At 33.4% G+C, this 15,625-nt stretch carries 17 protein-coding genes; 4 read left to right on the forward strand and 13 right to left on the reverse strand.

Translation table 11 applies throughout. The features are described from left to right. The first annotated feature begins 2 nt into the window (after nucleotides 1-2). The 3 genes from trmD (at nucleotide 3) to CHLWT_RS04060 (ending at nucleotide 1,501) form a co-directional block, all read left to right on the forward strand. Nucleotides 3-701 (forward strand): tRNA (guanosine(37)-N1)-methyltransferase TrmD, encoded by a 699-nt coding sequence (trmD, locus tag CHLWT_RS04050; RefSeq protein ID WP_112000337.1) that lies wholly within the window; start codon nucleotides 3-5, stop codon nucleotides 699-701. Continuing rightward, nucleotides 698-1,054 (forward strand): 50S ribosomal protein L19, encoded by a 357-nt coding sequence (gene rplS, locus CHLWT_RS04055; protein ID WP_034960960.1) that lies wholly within the window; start codon nucleotides 698-700, stop codon nucleotides 1,052-1,054. Before trmD ends, rplS begins: the two co-directional genes overlap by 4 nt. 117 nt (nucleotides 1,055-1,171) lie before the next feature. Beyond that, on the forward strand, nucleotides 1,172-1,501 hold the full coding sequence (locus CHLWT_RS04060) for a cupin domain-containing protein (protein ID WP_112000338.1): 330 nt from the start codon (nucleotides 1,172-1,174) through the stop codon (nucleotides 1,499-1,501). 1 nt (nucleotide 1,502) lies between these two features. Here the strand turns inward: CHLWT_RS04060 and CHLWT_RS04065 are convergent, their stop codons facing one another. The 4 genes from CHLWT_RS04065 to alaS are packed head-to-tail and all read right to left on the reverse strand — an operon-like array spanning nucleotide 1,503 to nucleotide 6,995. Then, nucleotides 1,503-3,434 (reverse strand): transglycosylase domain-containing protein, encoded by a 1,932-nt coding sequence (locus CHLWT_RS04065; protein WP_112000339.1) that lies wholly within the window; start codon nucleotides 3,432-3,434, stop codon nucleotides 1,503-1,505. Next, nucleotides 3,431-3,976 carry a septum formation inhibitor Maf gene (maf, locus tag CHLWT_RS04070; protein ID WP_112000340.1) on the reverse strand — a complete coding sequence of 182 codons (546 nt, stop codon included), beginning with the start codon at nucleotides 3,974-3,976 and terminating at the stop codon, nucleotides 3,431-3,433. Before maf ends, CHLWT_RS04065 begins: the two co-directional genes overlap by 4 nt. After that, nucleotides 3,973-4,461, reverse strand: a complete 489-nt coding sequence (locus CHLWT_RS04075) for a hypothetical protein (protein WP_111948785.1) — start codon at nucleotides 4,459-4,461, stop codon at nucleotides 3,973-3,975. Before CHLWT_RS04075 ends, maf begins: the two co-directional genes overlap by 4 nt. Further along, the gene (gene alaS / locus CHLWT_RS04080) at nucleotides 4,458-6,995 is read right to left on the reverse strand and encodes an alanine--tRNA ligase (RefSeq protein ID WP_112000341.1); all 2,538 of its coding nucleotides are present in this window, start codon (nucleotides 6,993-6,995) and stop codon (nucleotides 4,458-4,460) included. The genes CHLWT_RS04075 and alaS overlap by 4 nt, the downstream gene beginning before the upstream one ends. 123 nt (nucleotides 6,996-7,118) lie before the next feature. Here alaS and hemH point away from each other — a divergent pair, with 123 nt between their 5' ends. Beyond that, nucleotides 7,119-8,060: a ferrochelatase gene (hemH, locus tag CHLWT_RS04085; RefSeq protein ID WP_112000342.1), complete on the forward strand. Its 942-nt coding sequence runs from the start codon at nucleotides 7,119-7,121 to the stop codon at nucleotides 8,058-8,060. Here the strand turns inward: hemH and CHLWT_RS04090 are convergent. The 9 genes from CHLWT_RS04090 to CHLWT_RS04130 are packed head-to-tail and all read right to left on the reverse strand — an operon-like array spanning nucleotide 8,047 to nucleotide 15,621. Then, a complete protein-coding gene (locus CHLWT_RS04090; RefSeq protein ID WP_112000343.1) occupies nucleotides 8,047-9,870 on the reverse strand; it encodes a peptidoglycan D,D-transpeptidase FtsI family protein in 1,824 nt (607 codons plus the stop codon). The two genes, hemH and CHLWT_RS04090, sit on opposite strands and share 14 nt — an antisense overlap. Before the next feature lie 2 nt (nucleotides 9,871-9,872). After that, nucleotides 9,873-10,163 carry a flagellar hook-basal body complex protein FliE gene (gene fliE / locus CHLWT_RS04095; protein ID WP_111948777.1) on the reverse strand — a complete coding sequence of 97 codons (291 nt, stop codon included), beginning with the start codon at nucleotides 10,161-10,163 and terminating at the stop codon, nucleotides 9,873-9,875. Between the two features lie 14 nt (nucleotides 10,164-10,177). Continuing rightward, nucleotides 10,178-10,669: a flagellar basal body rod protein FlgC gene (gene flgC, locus CHLWT_RS04100; RefSeq protein ID WP_063998324.1), complete on the reverse strand. Its 492-nt coding sequence runs from the start codon at nucleotides 10,667-10,669 to the stop codon at nucleotides 10,178-10,180. Nucleotides 10,670-10,678: 9 nt separating this feature from the next. Further along, the gene (gene flgB, locus CHLWT_RS04105) at nucleotides 10,679-11,119 is read right to left on the reverse strand and encodes a flagellar basal body rod protein FlgB (protein WP_063998323.1); all 441 of its coding nucleotides are present in this window, start codon (nucleotides 11,117-11,119) and stop codon (nucleotides 10,679-10,681) included. Nucleotides 11,120-11,171: 52 nt separating this feature from the next. After that, complete coding sequence (aat, locus tag CHLWT_RS04110) at nucleotides 11,172-11,822, reverse strand: leucyl/phenylalanyl-tRNA--protein transferase (RefSeq protein ID WP_112000344.1); 651 nt, start codon at nucleotides 11,820-11,822, stop codon at nucleotides 11,172-11,174. Next, entirely contained in the window at nucleotides 11,819-12,661 is an 843-nt protein-coding gene (locus CHLWT_RS04115) for an RsiV family protein (protein ID WP_112000345.1), read from the reverse strand. Before CHLWT_RS04115 ends, aat begins: the two co-directional genes overlap by 4 nt. Further along, the gene (locus CHLWT_RS04120; RefSeq protein ID WP_112000346.1) at nucleotides 12,658-14,736 is read right to left on the reverse strand and encodes an AAA family ATPase; all 2,079 of its coding nucleotides are present in this window, start codon (nucleotides 14,734-14,736) and stop codon (nucleotides 12,658-12,660) included. Before CHLWT_RS04120 ends, CHLWT_RS04115 begins: the two co-directional genes overlap by 4 nt. Next, nucleotides 14,736-15,035 (reverse strand): ATP-dependent Clp protease adaptor ClpS, encoded by a 300-nt coding sequence (locus tag CHLWT_RS04125; RefSeq protein ID WP_059434344.1) that lies wholly within the window; start codon nucleotides 15,033-15,035, stop codon nucleotides 14,736-14,738. Before CHLWT_RS04125 ends, CHLWT_RS04120 begins: the two co-directional genes overlap by 1 nt. Then, on the reverse strand, nucleotides 15,025-15,621 hold the full coding sequence (locus CHLWT_RS04130) for a TlpA disulfide reductase family protein (RefSeq protein ID WP_112000347.1): 597 nt from the start codon (nucleotides 15,619-15,621) through the stop codon (nucleotides 15,025-15,027). The genes CHLWT_RS04125 and CHLWT_RS04130 overlap by 11 nt, the downstream gene beginning before the upstream one ends. Between the last annotated feature and the right edge of the window lie 4 nt (nucleotides 15,622-15,625).

A 15,625-nucleotide genomic window follows, 5' to 3' on the forward strand; every position in this document is an offset into this window, starting at 1 on the left:
CTATGCGATTTAATTTCATTACTATTTTTCCGAATTTAGTAGAGCCTTATTTTAAGGATTCTATCCTTGGTAGAGCTGTAAATAATAGCATTGTAAAACTTAAATTTATAAATCCGCGTGATTTTAGTAATGATAAACACTTAAAAGTCGATGACTATATGATAGGTGGTGGGGCTGGACTTCTTATGAAACCAGAGCCATTATTTGAAGCTATAAACTCTTTACAAGATACACATATCATTTATCTTACGCCATCAGGTAAAAAATTTACTCAAAATGATGCAAAAAGACTATCCAAACTTAGCGATATTACTTTTATCTGCGGAAGATATGAGGGGATAGATGAGAGGATCATAGAAGAAAAAGTAAATGAGGTTTTTTGTATAGGGGATTTTATACTTACTGGTGGAGAGCTTGGAGCACTTTGTATGTGTGATGCTATAGCAAGAAATTTAAATGGTGTTTTAGGCAACCCAGATTCTTTAGAAGTTGAAAGTTTCGAAGAGGGAATTCTAGAAGCTCCAAGTTTTACGAAACCATTTGTTTATCAAGGCTTGAGTGCTACTTCAGCTTTTTTAAAGGGTAATCATGATAAAATCAGCGTTTTGAAAAACAATATGGCGTTGTGTAAAACTAGGTTCTTCCGCCCTGATTTATATCAAAAAATTAAATCGCCAAAAAAACAGAAGGAAAAAAGATGAGAAACAAATATATAGAAGCATTTGAAAGTGCTCAAATTTCAAATAAGTCTGTGCCTGATTTTCGTGCTGGCGATACTTTAAGAATTGCTATTCGCATCAAAGAAGGCGATAAATCTAGAATCCAAAATTTTGAGGGCATATGTATAGCTAGACGCGGTAGCGGTGTCGGCGAGACATTTATCATTAGAAAAATAGGTGCAAATAGCGTAGGTGTAGAAAGAATCTTCCCTATTTTTAGTGAAAGCCTAGAAAGCATTACAGTTCTTAGAAAAGGACGCGTAAGAAGATCTAAGCTATTTTATCTTAGAGATAGACGCGGTAAAGCTGCTAGAATCAAAGAACTTAAAAAATAATTATCTAAGTCGCTTTGCACTTTGCAATTGCGACTTTCTCTCAATCTTTTCTTAATCAAAATCAATTTATTTCATATCATTTTTTAATATAATCTTTTTAAATAAAAAAGGATCTATATGGAAAAAATTATTTTTAAAACATCTTTGTTTGAAGGTGTTAAGGCTATTAAGCTAGTAGAATCTGAGTTTTCAAAAGAGATTAGGATAAGTATGGCAAAAAATTCTTTTATGGATAAGCATAAAGCGCCAGCTCCTATAATCATACAAGTTTTAAAAGGCTCTATAATATTTAAAAGCGACAATCAAGAAGTAAGACTAGATGAGTTTGACTTGATAACATTAAAAGCGGGTGTAGAACATTCTCTTTTAGCTTTGGAAGATTCTATCATCAGACTTAGTCTTTCAAAAATAGATAATGAAAGCCGCGTATTTAAGGTTGTGGGCTAAATCAAAAGATTAGTCCACCTTCTTGCATATCTATAGCGTTTATTTGTTGTTTTGGAAGTGGCGAAGTATCTGTATATATGGCGTCATTTCCTTCATAAATCTTATGATAAACCTCTTTTGGGGTATCAAATTTACGTTTTGTATCTGGGAATTCTTTTATATAGTTTTGTATAAATTCTCTAAATACTGGCGCTGCAGTTCTACCTCCGCCTTCTATCTTTCTCATAGGCATATTATTATCGTTTCCATACCAGATTATAGCTTGTACTTCAGGCGTAAATCCACAAAACCATGCATCAATATTGTTATTTGTAGTGCCTGTTTTTCCTGCGATTTCTATACCTGCGACCTTTGCACCTCGTCCAGTTCCTTCTTCTACTACTGTTTTTAGCATATCTATCATCAAATATGCTTGTTCTGGTTTTATCATCACGGTTTGTTCTGAGCTAAATTCAGTGATGACTTCATCTTTTTGTATGGATTTTATCAAATTTGATTTGCTAGTAGTACCAAGTCCGGCAAACATAGAGTAATGTTGGCTAAACTCTATAAGACTTATCCCAAAGCTTCCAAGTGCGATAGATAGGTTTTGTGGGATATTTTTAAAGCCAAAATTTGAAAGCTTTTGAGATACTATATCTAGCCCTATTGAGTTTAGCAAATTTATTGTTGCTAGGTTTCTAGATTGTCTGAGTGCGTCTTTTAGGGTTATGTATCCTTCAAAATTTCCGCCGTAATTTTTAGGTTTCCAGTCTCTGTCTTCTTCACTTCTTCCGACATTTTCAAATACACGAGATATATCTGCGACCTTACTCATAGGAGAATATCCAAGATCAAGTGCGATTTGATATATAAATGGTTTAAAGCTAGAACCGGGTTGGCGTTCGCTTTGTGTTGCTCGGTTAAAGTTACTTTTAGCATAATCGACACCGCCGACTAACGCTAAAATCTCTCCATTTGTCGGATTTGTTACTATAATGGCTCCATTTAGATAAGCTTCATCAGCATTTTTATCTCTTTTTAATATCTCTGTATATCCAAATTTAAGTGCATTTTGGGCGATATTTTGGATTTTTAAATCCGCCGTTAAAGTGACTTTATATCCGCCATACTTAATATCTGGATAATGTTTTATAGCCTCTTTTATAGCTTCATCTACCAAATATGGCGCTCTATTTTGAGTCAATGTCTCATCAAATACAATAGGGGTTTCTTTTAAAGAGGCTTCATATTCATCTTGTGTTATCCATCCAAGGTTAAATAGCCTTGATATAACACCGTTCGCACGTGATATTGATAGATCCATATGTCTAGTAGGATCGTAGTTGCTAGGTGCTTTTGGAAGACCTACAAGTATAGCTATCTCTTTTAAGCTTAGTTCGTTTAGATTTTTTTTGAAGTATCCTAGTGCTGCTGTTTTAATTCCGTAATATCCATGTCCAAAATATACTTGATTTAGATATCTTTCGATGATTTGCTCTTTTGTTAGTTCATCTTCGATCTTTATAGCGAGTATTATTTCTCTAAGTTTTCTAGTAAATTTTTTATCTCTTGTTAAAACCATATTTTTTATGAGTTGTTGGGTGAGGGTAGATGCTCCTTCTACAAGAGCCATAGCTTTGATATCTTTTATGGCTGCTCTAAAAATGGCTTCAACGTTTATACCGCCGTGTTCAAAAAAACTAGTATCTTCTATGGCTACGAGTGATTCTATGACTCTTTGTGGGATTTCGTCATACTGCGCGTAATGTCTATTTTCTTCGTCAAATATGTTTGCTACTAGATTGCCATTTCTATCAAAAATTTGAGTAGTTAGCTTTGGTTTGTAATTAATTATAGTTGATATATCTACTCTGATTTGTGAATAAAAATACATAAATCCGACTAGTAAGCAGATCGCTATTATGGTAAAAAAGCTAAAAATATGTTTCATAAAAATGCCTTTAAAATCTCTGCATTAAGCCCCATGGCGGTGGATTTATTGCCATTAGTTTGCAAAATATATTTTTTATTAAATCCTTCGCACATCATCGCTCCTGCTTTATCTTTCCAAAGACCGCTTTTTACGTACTTTTTCAAATCATCTTTTTGAAAAATATCAAATTTAAAAGTAGTAACGCTAAGAGAGTCAATATCAAATTTAGTAGAGACAAATTTCATAGCCGTATATACGCTCACAATAGATCCGCTTTGCAAATCAAGCATTTGCCACGCTTCATCTTCATCTTTTGCCTTGCCTAAAATTTGACCTTTACAAATAACGCTGCTGTCGGCAAATAAAACATTATCGTATTGTTTTTTAAATTTGGAAAAGAATTGTTTTGATTTTTGGATAACGACATTCATAGAATATGAATTGGGCGATGTCTTTTGAGTGATAGTTTCGTCATAATCCATGCTTATTTGAATAAATGGTATATTAAAATCACGTAAAATTTGAGCTCTACTCTTAGAGCTAGAAGCAAGAACTATCATTGAAATCCTCTAAATGCAACCCCAAGGTATATACTGATAAATGATAATACGATATTTAGCGGTGTGAAATAATATATTATCAAAACGAAATTCTCATGAACACTTAAAAGATCGCCACTAGAAAATGCCTTTTTAGCCTTGCCAAATTTATACCACATATAGGCTATATTTAGTAAAATAAATGCAAGAAGCGCCCATTTTGTAAGTATAATGGCTTCAACCATAGGGTCTGATATCCTGATCTTGCCAGTAAATGCGGCAAATACCCCACTTATACAGAGTATAAGTATAGTGGCTAGTTCTAATTTTACAAAATATCCAAATTCTTTTAGTATGGTTTTATATAAATTTGGATTTTGTTCAATATTTTTAAAAAAATATTTTGCAAAAATCACTATACTAAGCTGAACTGCTATAAATAGCGCCGAACTACTTATATGGATAAACGGCGCTATTTGATCTAGTCTTGCAAATGCTGTGTTCAAAGGTTTTCACTTATAAATTTAGTAGCAGCATTTAGAGCTTCGTCTATTTTGCTCTCATCTTTACCTCCAGCAGTGGCAAAATCATCTCTACCACCGCCACCGCCACCAACTATAGGGGCTATGGCTTTTACTAGCTCACCAGCTTTGATATTGCAATTTTTAGATCCAGCGCCTAGGCTGACTTTGCCATCTTTTTTACTAGCTAAAAATACCACTACTTTATCAAATTTATTTTTTAGTTCGTCTATTTTGCTTTTTATATCTCCATCAAATTTAGATACTACGACTTTTGTGCCGTTTATATCTTTTATGTCTAAATCTTTTGTGTTTGAAGCGTTTTTTAGATCGTTTTGAAGAGTTTTTATCTCATCTTTTAGCTTTTTTATAGCAAGTAATGGATCTGCACCTTTTAAGCTATCTTTTATATCGTTTATCTCTTTTCTAAACTCTTTTGATAGCTCAAGCGCCGCTTTAGAGCAAACCGCTTCTATACGCCTTACTCCAGCGCTTACTCCACTTTCACGGACGATAAAAAAACTTCCTATTTCATTTAAATTTTCTACATGAGTGCCACCGCAAAGCTCTTTTGATGGACCAAGTGTTAAGACTCTGACTTTGTCTGCGTATTTTTCGCCAAACAGAGCTATAGCTCCGCTTTTTTTAGCTTCTTCTATATCCATTATTTCTGTTTTTGCTTTAGCTCCTTTTAAGATCGCTTCATTTACAAAATTCTCAATTTTTTCTAATTCATCTTTTGAGAGTGGCTTTGGATGAGTAAAGTCAAATCTAAGCTTATTAGCTTCTACGCTACTTCCAGCTTGAGCTATATGTGGCCCAAGAATGCTTCTAAGCGCTGCGTGGAGCAAATGAGTGGCTGAGTGGTGACGGCGAATTTCTAGCCTATTAAGGCTAACTTCACAAGGCAAGATATCGCCTATTTTTATGCTATTTTTTGCCTCTATGGTGCTTAAATTTAATCCAAAATATTTTTTGGTATCAAGGACTTGATTTCCACCTAAAAGCCCAGTATCACCGCACTGACCGCCACTTTGAGCATAAAATGGAGTAGAATCAAGCATAACATATCCAATTTCGCCGTTTTTTAGCTCATCTACCATTTTAAACTCACTATTTAAAAGCGCTAAAACCTTGCTACTACTTTTTAGATTTTCATATCCGATAAATTTATTCTCGCCAAATTTCTCAAGTAAAGCTTTAAAATCCCCACTCTCTTTAGCAGTATCTCCGCTTCCTTTCCAGCTAGCTTTTGCCCTTGCTTTTTGTTCGCTCATCAATTTATTAAATTTAGTCTCATCTACGCTAAGCCCTTTTTCTCTTAGCATATCAGCTGTTAGATCAAGTGGAAATCCGTAAGTATCATATAATTTAAATGCTACTTCGCCGCTAAACACTTTGCTAGTTGTCTTTGCTAGCTCCTCGTTAAATAAATCAAGTCCAGCTGAAATAGTGGCTAAAAATCTCTCTTCTTCGAGTTTTATGAGCTCTTTGACATACTCTTTTTTCTCTTTTAAATACTCATAATGTTCGCCCATTAGCTCTACTACTTTATCTACTAATCTATACATAAATGGCTCTTTTATCCCAAGTAAGTATCCGTGGCGAACGGCTCTTCTTAATATTCTTCTTAGGACATATCCGCGTCCTTCTTTGTCAAAATTTACCCCTTGAGCTAGTAAAAATGTAGTTGATCGAATATGATCGCTTATAACTCTAAAACTAGCCCCACTCTCATACTCATATTTTAAATTTGAAATTCTTGCTACTTCATTAATCAAAGGCATAAAAAGTGAGCTGTCATAGTTGCTAAATTTACCCTCTTTTATAGCAGTTACTCTCTCTAGCCCCATTCCAGTATCGATTGAAGGCTTTGGAAGTGGAGTCATACTTCCATCACTACTTCTTTCAAACTGCATAAATACAAGGTTCCAAATTTCTAAAAATCTATCTCCATCGCCACCCATACAATCTTCATCGCTATTAAAATGCTCACTTCCTTGATCGTAAAATATCTCGCTACAAGGGCCACAAGGTCCAGTATCGCCCATAGCCCAGAAGTTATCTTTATCTCCAAATTTATAAATTCTATCTTTTTCTATATGCTTTTGCCAAATTTCATATGCTTCTTCATCATTTTCATGGACGGTTACATATAATCTATCTTTTGGCAGTTTTAAAATTTCAGTTACAAACTCCCACGCGTAAGCTATGGCCTCTTTTTTAAAATACTCGCCAAAGCTGAAATTTCCTAGCATCTCAAAAAATGTATGATGCCTAGCAGTGTAGCCGACATTATCTAAGTCATTGTGTTTGCCACCGGCTCTAATGCAGGTTTGACAGCTAGTGCGAATCGGTGGAGTAGGGCGAGGCACATCGCCTGTAAAAATGCTTTTAAAAGGCACCATTCCAGCATTTGTAAATAGCAGCGTAGCATCATCAGGGACTAGCGGTGCTGATGGTATTATCTCATGACCTTTGCTTTTAAAAAAATCCAAATACTCTTTTCTAATATCCATAATTAATTTCCTAAATTCAAAAATAGTTTTAATTTTAGCACAAATAAGTTAAAAACAAAATTTAAGCGATTATTGCGATATATTGATATTTATATGATAAAATCAAAATAAAAAAGGATTTATATGAAAAAAGCAGTTATTTTGCTAAATATGGGCGGAGCAGACGATCTATCTCAAGTTGAGATATTTTTAAAAAATATGTTTAACGATCCATATATTTTGACTATAAAAAATTCAAAAATAAGAAGTATTTTGGCGTGGTTTATTACAAAGATGAGATTAAAAAGCGCTACTAGCAACTATGTGATGCTTGGTGGAAAATCCCCTATAGGCGATATAACTAGATCATTAGTTGGCAAATTAAATCAAAAAATTAAAGGTGGCGAGATCAAATTTGATTATGCTATGAATTATACCCCACCTTTTGCAAATGATACGCTCAAAAAATATATAAATTTTGATGAAATAGTACTATTTCCGCTGTATCCTCAGCACTCTTCTACGACGATCACTTCAAGTCTTGACGTGGCTAAAAAAGCTATAAGCGATCTTGGCATAAAGGCTAATATCAAAATAGTTGATTATTTTTACAAAGATGAAAATTATAATGACATCATAGTAAATAATATTAAAAATAAGATTTTAAATTTAGATACTAAAGATATTGATTTGATATTTTCATCTCACTCTTTGCCTAAAAAAATCATAGATAGCGGAGATTTATACGAAAAGCATACAAAAGAACATGTTCAAATTTTAGCAGATATGTTAAACAAAGTCGGAATTAAATTTAAAAGCATATCTTTAGCATATCAATCAAGACTTGGACCAGTAGAGTGGCTAGGTCCAAATTTAAATGAAGTTTTGCCTAAACTTGATAGTAAAAAAGCACTTATTTATCCGATCAGTTTTTGTATAGATAACTCAGAGACCGATTTTGAGCTTAGTATTGAGTATAGACATGTGGCAGATAAAAATAGATTTGAGTATTACGAAGTGGTAAAAGCACCAAATGATAGCGATGAATTTGTAAATTTTATAGCCAAAAAAGTTAGTCTAATATAATCCTAGTATCTGGCTCGTCTTCTTTTTGGGATTTTTTGATAGTAGGCGTAGGAAACAGATATCCATTTTCTATCATTAGCTCTACTGTGTTTTTAAATATAGGTAATGCACTCCATGAAGCAAAATAATACGGATAGGGCTTCATAGGCTCTCTTACTAAAACGCCTATAGTATAGCTGTTTCCTTTAGAGTCATTTACAAAACCAAAAAAGCTTGCGTTGTATCTTTTGTCACTATACCCACCGACTGTAGCTATGTGAGCAGTTCCTGTTTTTCCGCCTATACTAAGTCCGTCTATCCTAGCTTTTCTAGCTGTTCCTTTGTCGCTTTCGACTACTTTGATAAGGATTCTTTTCATAGTTTTTGCGACTTCTATAGGAAGAACTGTTTTTATCTCTTGTTCTTCTATCTTATATGCTTTAGCGTATTTTTCTAAATGGCTTGCGATCCTTGGAGTTATCATAACGCCGTTATTATTTATGGTGTTGTACGCATTTAAAAGCTGCATAAATGTCGCTTGCAGACCATATCCATAACTTAAAGTAGCACGGTAAGTTTTGTTTCTTAGCTCAGTTATAGATGGTAAAAGTCCGACTTGCTCATAGCTTAAGTCTATGCCTGTTTTTTTTGAAAATCCAAAGTCTAAAAGACCATTGTAAAGATCCACTGCACTAAGGCGCTCTACTATTTGTATCATTCCTATATTTGATGATTCTACGATGATATCTTCAGCACTTAAAAATGCGTTTTTGTGGCTATCTGTTATTATCCTTTGACCTAGTTTATATTTACCTTCATAAGTGTTTATGATCTCCAAAGGATTTACTTTATTTTCTTTTAGTAATAAAGAAAATATAAAAGGCTTCATGACAGATCCGACTTCATAAGCATACTCGCTAGATGATGAATTTAGCGCTTCATAATCATTTCTGGTTATATTTGAAGGGTTGTATCTTTCAGTTGATGCTAGTGATAGAATTTTACCAGTTTTACTATCCATAATACCTACTATAACTTCTTTTGCTAAGAGATCGTTTGCTCTTTCATTTATCATTTTTTCGATGATTTTTTGAAGTTTAAGAGATATATTTAAAACTACATTATAGCCATCGATTCTCTTAGATAGATCAGCGTCACCTGATAAAATTATAGTATTTGCAAGATCTCTTGGACCTTTTATAAGAGCGTCTTGAGTAGAAGATAATAAATTTTCATATACTTTTTCTATACCTTTTACGCCCTCTACTTTTGTTATCCCGTCTTTTTCTACTTTTTTTATATATCCAATAGATGGCGTAAAGGTATCTTCTGCCATATAAATTCTCTTTTCGCCACTTTCTACTATACTCATACCCTGAGTCGTTACAATCCCTGTTTTTGGATCTTCATAAGGTATGAAAACTTTTTTTCTATATAATTTTCTAGATAGCTCTTTAAGATACGCCGCGCCTTTGGCATCTATCTCATAAGACAAAGTTACTGTGCCTTTTTTGTTTAAAATTTTTCTTATTTTTTTTGGATCATCGCCACTATAAAGAGTGTAAAGTTTTATAAAAAGCTCTTTTTTGTTTGGATCTATGTTCCTAGTATCTAGCATAGCTTTATATAGTTTTTGGCTACTTGCTATGTTAAATCCGTCTTGCGTGATGATAGAGCCCCTTAAAGCACTGTCAAAATCACTGCTTTGGAGTTTTGGTAGATGACGATCAAATAAGGCTCTATAAAATATAACTATGAGAAATAGGGTTATTCCAAAAATAATAAAACCAAAAAGTACATATACTTTTCCTTGGCTGTGGTGTTCATTCATTATTATAGTTGAGTTCTTGAAATTTCTTTATATGCACTTATGGCTTTATTGCGAATTTCTAGCATAAGTTTCATGCTAGTTTCAGCTTTTCCTATGGCGATCGCTGCTTGGTGCAAGTCTTTGACTTCGCCTGTTGCTAGCTCAGCTACTGCTTTATCGGCTTTTACTTGAGTATCGTTTAGATCACTTAGAGCCTTATTTAACATATCAGAAAATCCGCTTTTAGAACCATTTTGTTCTGTTTTTTTAGCTTGACTCTGTTCGTTTAAATTTGATATTTCAGAAATATTCATAATCATCTACCTTTTTATTTTAACATATCTATAGCACTATTTGCGATAGTTTTTGCGCTTTGAAATGCAGACACGTTTGCTTGATAAGCTCTTGTTGCTTCTATTAAATCGGCCATCTCAATAACTGGATTAATATTTGGAAGCATTATATATCCTTTTGCATCAGCGTCTGGATGGTTTGGATCAAATTTGAGTTTGAAATCCTTATCATCGCGTACGACTTTATCTACTATAACGCTCATCAAAGCTGGTTTTGGAAAATCAGGAGCGTCTGGATCGTCCAAAGGATTTTCATTCTTCAAAAAGTCATTTTTAGAATTTATAGTGCTATTTAGTTGTTTATCAAAATCAATAGCTTTAAAAATAACTTCTCTTCTTCGATACGGACCGCCCTCGGCAGTTCTAGTTGTGTTAGCGTTTGCGATGTTTGAGCTTATAACATTCATACGAAAACGTTGAGCGCTAAGTCCATAACCGCTTATGTCAAAATCACTTAAGTATGCCATCATCTATCCTTAAATTTTACTACTTGAATCTATTACGCTCTTAAATATCTCGCCTTGTTTTTTACTAGCGTAGTCTATGGCTTGAACCATTATAGCGTTTTTACTAAGCTCTGTTGTTTCTACGTCCAAATCTACGGTGTTTGCATCATTTCTTGCTGTGTGGCCATCTCTTAGATAGATAGTTGGTAGATTACTAGCAGGAAAGTCGATGTTTCCAAAATGCCTTGGATCTGTAGTCGCCATCTTAAATACGCCATAATCCCCATTTTTTCCATAGATCTCATTTTTTTTGGCTATAAGAGCTGACTCAAAATCAACGTCTTTTGATTTATAATATGGAGTGTCTATATTTGCTATATTGCTTGAAATGATTTGCTGACGTAAAACTCTGCCTTCAAGAGCAGCTGCTACTAAAGGTCTTGATTTGCTTGTTTGAAAGCCTGCAAACATCTTTTCTCCTTATAAATTTATAATTAAAAATAAGCAAATTTTGTTCCTAAATCTATGAAACCAACTCACTAAATTTATAAAATCCACAAAATTTATCTTTTTTCATGTCTAAAATATTTAAAAATTCATCTCTATTTAAATTTAATGCACCCATAAATTTAAGATGAGGATTCATAACTTGAGCATCAATGATAAAATCAAATTTATCCAAAGCTTTACAAAGAGCTATCAGAGCCACTTTTGATGCGTTTGCTTTTATGCTTATCATACTTTCCCCGCAAAAGATCTTACCTAAAATGAGACCATAAAGCCCACCGACAAGTTCGTCATTTTCATAAACTTCTACACTATGAGCAAAGCCTAAATTATGTAAATTTGTATAAGCAGCGATGATTTTGTCGCTTATCCAAGTAGGCTCGTTTCTTGCATTTTTACAAAGATTTATAAGCCCTGTAAAATCGCTGTCAAATTTAACTTTATATCTTTTAAAAAATGGTTTTATGCTTTTTTGAACTCTCACATCTTTTGGGTATAAAACAGCTCTAGGATCAGGCGACCACCAAAGTATCTCTTGGCCATCCATAAACCACGGAAAAATACCTTTTTTATAAGCCTCAAGCAGAGCTTGGCTACTAAGATCGCCACCATAGGCGATAGGAGAGTGTTTTGGTGCATTTTTTGGGTCTGGAAAGTTATACATCATTTTTTAAATTTAAAAAGTTCTTTGAAGTCGAAAAATACTGTTATACCGCCGTTTATGCAAGGCATAAGTTCGCATTCTGGATAATAAAACGTTATACCGAGCGGACTTATACTGAAATTTTCGTTAAATGTTATGTTGTTAAAATCAAAAAATTCATCTTTTGCTTCTGAGTCGTTTTGTACTGCGGCATCTGCTTTAAATTTGCTTAGAATTTTGCTTTTTAGTAAATTTATAGCTTCGCTTGAGTTTAAATCATAAACGCTTTTTATATCAAAATCACTCAGATCTTTGTTTAAAATAACTCTATTTTTAGTCTGAAAAGTAGGATGAACTCCGTTAAAATTTGATATAAAAGTTTGATAGTTTGTCACATTTTCGTCTATATAATTTATATAGCTTATAGACAAATAGTTTGAGTAAGGCTCATAAACCATAGTTTGGTTTTCATCAAATTCGCTTTTTATGAAGCATGTATTTTCATCATAGTAACTCAATACTTTGATCTTTTGTTTCTTGATGATCGGTAGGATTATCTTTTTAACTAGCATTTTTATCGTTACGTTTTCATCATTATACGAAACCTTTGCTATAGGAGAAAATACGATTTGGCTTTGTTCTTTTTTGCCTTCATATCTTTTATCTCCTACATAAAATATGAAATTATTTAGATCTATAGTCTCATCGCTATTTTCGTCGCCGCAATTTTTTATGATATTGTTATCTTTAAAATCATGGATATAGACCTTATAACTCTTATTTGCCGCATATATAAACTCGCCACTAAAACTCTGCGCATAAATCAGACCAAAACAAACAAATAGTATGGCTAGGATTTTCATGGTCTGCCCTTGAAATCAAATTTAAACTCTTTATCAAAGTCTATAGTTACTTTTTTGCTAGTCTTAAGCTTACCAAAAAGTAGCTCTTTTGCTAAAGTATTTATTATATTATCTTTGATAGCCCTTTTTAAATTTCTAGCACCAAACTCAGGATTATAGCCAATTCTTATGAGCTCTGTTATTGCTTTGCTGCTAAGTTTTATGCTTATTTTTGCCTCTTCGCTGGTCTTGCTAATAATTTTCGTGATTATTTTTTCAAGTATATCTTTGTTTAGAGGGTTAAAATATACGATTTTGTCTATGCGGTTTCTAAACTCTGATGCGAAGAAGTTGTTTATAGCGCGTCCTGTTTTGCTCTCTTCGTCTTTTTTAAAGCCCATAATAGGAGCCTCTTTTGTGCCTAAATTTGACGTCATTATAATGATTGTATTTTTAAAGTCGCTTCTGTTTCCTGCCCCGTCAGTTAGACTAGCGTTGTCAAAAATTTGTAAAAATATATTTAAAAGCTCGTCGTTTGCTTTTTCTATCTCATCAAATAAAATAACGCTGTAAGGATGCTTTTTTACCATATTTGTCAAAAGTCCGCCATTTTCAAATCCGACATATCCAGGAGGTGAGCCGATCAGCCTTGAGACTGCGTGTTTTTCCATATATTCGCTCATATCGTAGCGTTCAAAATGCACGTTTAAAGCATTTGCTAGCTCGCGTGCTAGCTCACTTTTTCCTACGCCACTACTTCCGGTAAATAAAAATACGCCAATAGGTCTATTTTTTTCATTTAATCCAGCATATGAGCAAAGTAGAGCGTCATTTATGCAATATATGGCTTCATCTTGACCGTAAATTTTTGAAGTTAGATTATTTTTTAAATTTTTTAATAATTTTGTTCTATCATCAGTGTTGTTTAAATTTGATATATTTGCTATTTTTGAAACTATTTCTAGTATTAGCTTTTTGCTTATCTGCTTTTTGTGTTCTATAGAGGCTTTTGCTCCTGCTTCATCTATGATATCTATGGCACTATCAGGTAGAAATTTATCGCTCAAATACCTTTTTGCAAGACTGATGCTAAGTTTTAAAATCTCGTCGTTATAAGTAACGTTATGGAATTTTTCATAGGTTGATTTTAGTCCTTTTAGTATCAAAAAACACTCATCTTCACTAGGTTCGCTTACGTCTATCTTTGCAAATCTTCTAAGCAGGGCTCTGTCTTTGTTGAAGTTTCTAAACTCGCTATATGTAGTCGCCCCTATGCATCTTATGGTACCATTTGCAAGGTATGGTTTTAGCACGCTTGCTATATCTACTGCACTTTCGCCACCATTTTGATTTAGTATTGTGTGGATTTCATCGATAAAAAGTATGTTGTTTGGGTTGGATTTTAGTTTATCGATAAGGAATTTTAATCTCTCTTCAAGCTCGCCCCTGTATTTTGCTCCTGCTAAAAGCGAAACAAGATCAAATGAGTATATGACGCTATTTTTTAGCTTATCAGGTACATTGCCGTTTAATATCTTTTTTACTATTCCTTGAACGATAGCTGTTTTTCCAACGCCGGCTTCTCCTACAAAGATAGGATTATTTTTTTTATGTCTGCAAAGTGTCTGTAAGGCTGTATTTATCTCGTCTTCTCTGCCTATGATAGGATCAAAACTGCTTGCTATCTCATTTAAATTTGTAGCAAAATACTCTATATCATCATCTAAATTTTCTTGCAAACCATGAAATTTAAGGATCTCATAAGCCGTAGAATCTTTATCTTTTAAGATAAAATCAAAAAAATCATCTAAATCAAATTTATCTTTATTTACCGCTTCTGAGAGAATTTCATTTAGCTTGTATGTAGGCATCGGGTTTTTGTTAGGAACGGCTTTTGGAAATCCGCTAAGTAAATTTTCTAAGTCCGCTTTTAAGGCTTCATGATCTTTTATATTTAAATTTGATAGTTTTTGTAAAAACTCTTCATCATCCATCAAAACATAGATTATATGTTCTATGCTGATATATTCGTGGGATTTAAGCGTGGCTATTTGATTTGCTGCTTTTATGATATTTGATAATTTAGGATCTAGCATTACTCTTCTTTTAAAATACATTTTAACGGAAAACCGTTTGTTTTGGCTAAATTTAAAACCTGTAGTTGTTTTGTTTTAGCAATTTCTTTTGTATATATGCCGCAAACCGCACTTCCTATCTCGTGGATTTTTAGCATTAAATTTATAGCCTCATTACTGCTTTTAGAAAATATCTCTACTAAGATAAATACCACAAAATCCATAGTCGTGACATTGTCATTTAGCAGTATCACTTTGTATAAATTTGGTTTAAAATCTTTTGTTTTTAGTTTTAGTAAAGATGCTTTTTTAGTTTGCACTTTTAATCCTACTTATATCTTTGCTTATCACATCTGTGCTTATGCTTCCTAGGTAAAATTTATTTCCTTGTTTGCCTTCTAGCGTATCTGTGAGTATTTGATAAACTCCATTTTTAAATACGACTTTAAATGGAATTTGCAAAGCGTGTTTATAGTCTATATCTTTTAAAATTTGATCAACTATACGCGCGTTTTCATCGCTGTTTGCTATAAAATAATATGCATTATATTTTTTTGAAAAGTTCTCTACGACGTCTTTGTCGCTTATTTTTTCAAAGTGTATAAGTCCTATAAGCATAAAATCCTCACTATTTTTAAGCTGATAGTCCATAAGATGAGGCGCTTCTTTTTGGCATGGGACGCAGTAGGTTCCAAATATATCTATCATAACTATTTTATCGCTTCCTTTTAGTTTAAATCCGTGCTCGCTTCTAACTAAGGTAGCTTTAGCGCCGACTACGCTAGTAAGCTCTATCTCATCGCCTACTTTATATGGTTTGAAACTAGGTTCGCTTGAAACATCACTTTGGCTACAACCTGTTAGGAGCATAATGCAAAAACTAAGCATAAACACTATTTTTTTCATATTT

This window comes from Campylobacter hyointestinalis subsp. lawsonii (assembly GCF_013372165.1).
GTDB lineage: Bacteria > Campylobacterota > Campylobacteria > Campylobacterales > Campylobacteraceae > Campylobacter > Campylobacter lawsonii.

Coding starts and splice junctions, on each gene's coding strand:
- trmD (WP_112000337.1), top strand. CDS start 3: ATGCGATTTAATTTCATTACTATTTTTCCGAATTTAGTAGAGCCTTAT.
- rplS (WP_034960960.1), top strand. CDS start 698: ATGAGAAACAAATATATAGAAGCATTTGAAAGTGCTCAAATTTCAAAT.
- CHLWT_RS04060 (WP_112000338.1), top strand. CDS start 1,172: ATGGAAAAAATTATTTTTAAAACATCTTTGTTTGAAGGTGTTAAGGCT.
- CHLWT_RS04065 (WP_112000339.1), bottom strand. CDS start 3,434: ATGAAACATATTTTTAGCTTTTTTACCATAATAGCGATCTGCTTACTA.
- maf (WP_112000340.1), bottom strand. CDS start 3,976: ATGATAGTTCTTGCTTCTAGCTCTAAGAGTAGAGCTCAAATTTTACGT.
- alaS (WP_112000341.1), bottom strand. CDS start 6,995: ATGGATATTAGAAAAGAGTATTTGGATTTTTTTAAAAGCAAAGGTCAT.
- hemH (WP_112000342.1), top strand. CDS start 7,119: ATGAAAAAAGCAGTTATTTTGCTAAATATGGGCGGAGCAGACGATCTA.
- CHLWT_RS04090 (WP_112000343.1), bottom strand. CDS start 9,870: ATGAATGAACACCACAGCCAAGGAAAAGTATATGTACTTTTTGGTTTT.
- fliE (WP_111948777.1), bottom strand. CDS start 10,163: ATGAATATTTCTGAAATATCAAATTTAAACGAACAGAGTCAAGCTAAA.
- flgC (WP_063998324.1), bottom strand. CDS start 10,669: ATGGCATACTTAAGTGATTTTGACATAAGCGGTTATGGACTTAGCGCT.
- flgB (WP_063998323.1), bottom strand. CDS start 11,119: ATGTTTGCAGGCTTTCAAACAAGCAAATCAAGACCTTTAGTAGCAGCT.
- aat (WP_112000344.1), bottom strand. CDS start 11,822: ATGATGTATAACTTTCCAGACCCAAAAAATGCACCAAAACACTCTCCT.
- CHLWT_RS04115 (WP_112000345.1), bottom strand. CDS start 12,661: ATGAAAATCCTAGCCATACTATTTGTTTGTTTTGGTCTGATTTATGCG.
- CHLWT_RS04120 (WP_112000346.1), bottom strand. CDS start 14,736: ATGCTAGATCCTAAATTATCAAATATCATAAAAGCAGCAAATCAAATA.
- CHLWT_RS04130 (WP_112000347.1), bottom strand. CDS start 15,621: ATGAAAAAAATAGTGTTTATGCTTAGTTTTTGCATTATGCTCCTAACA.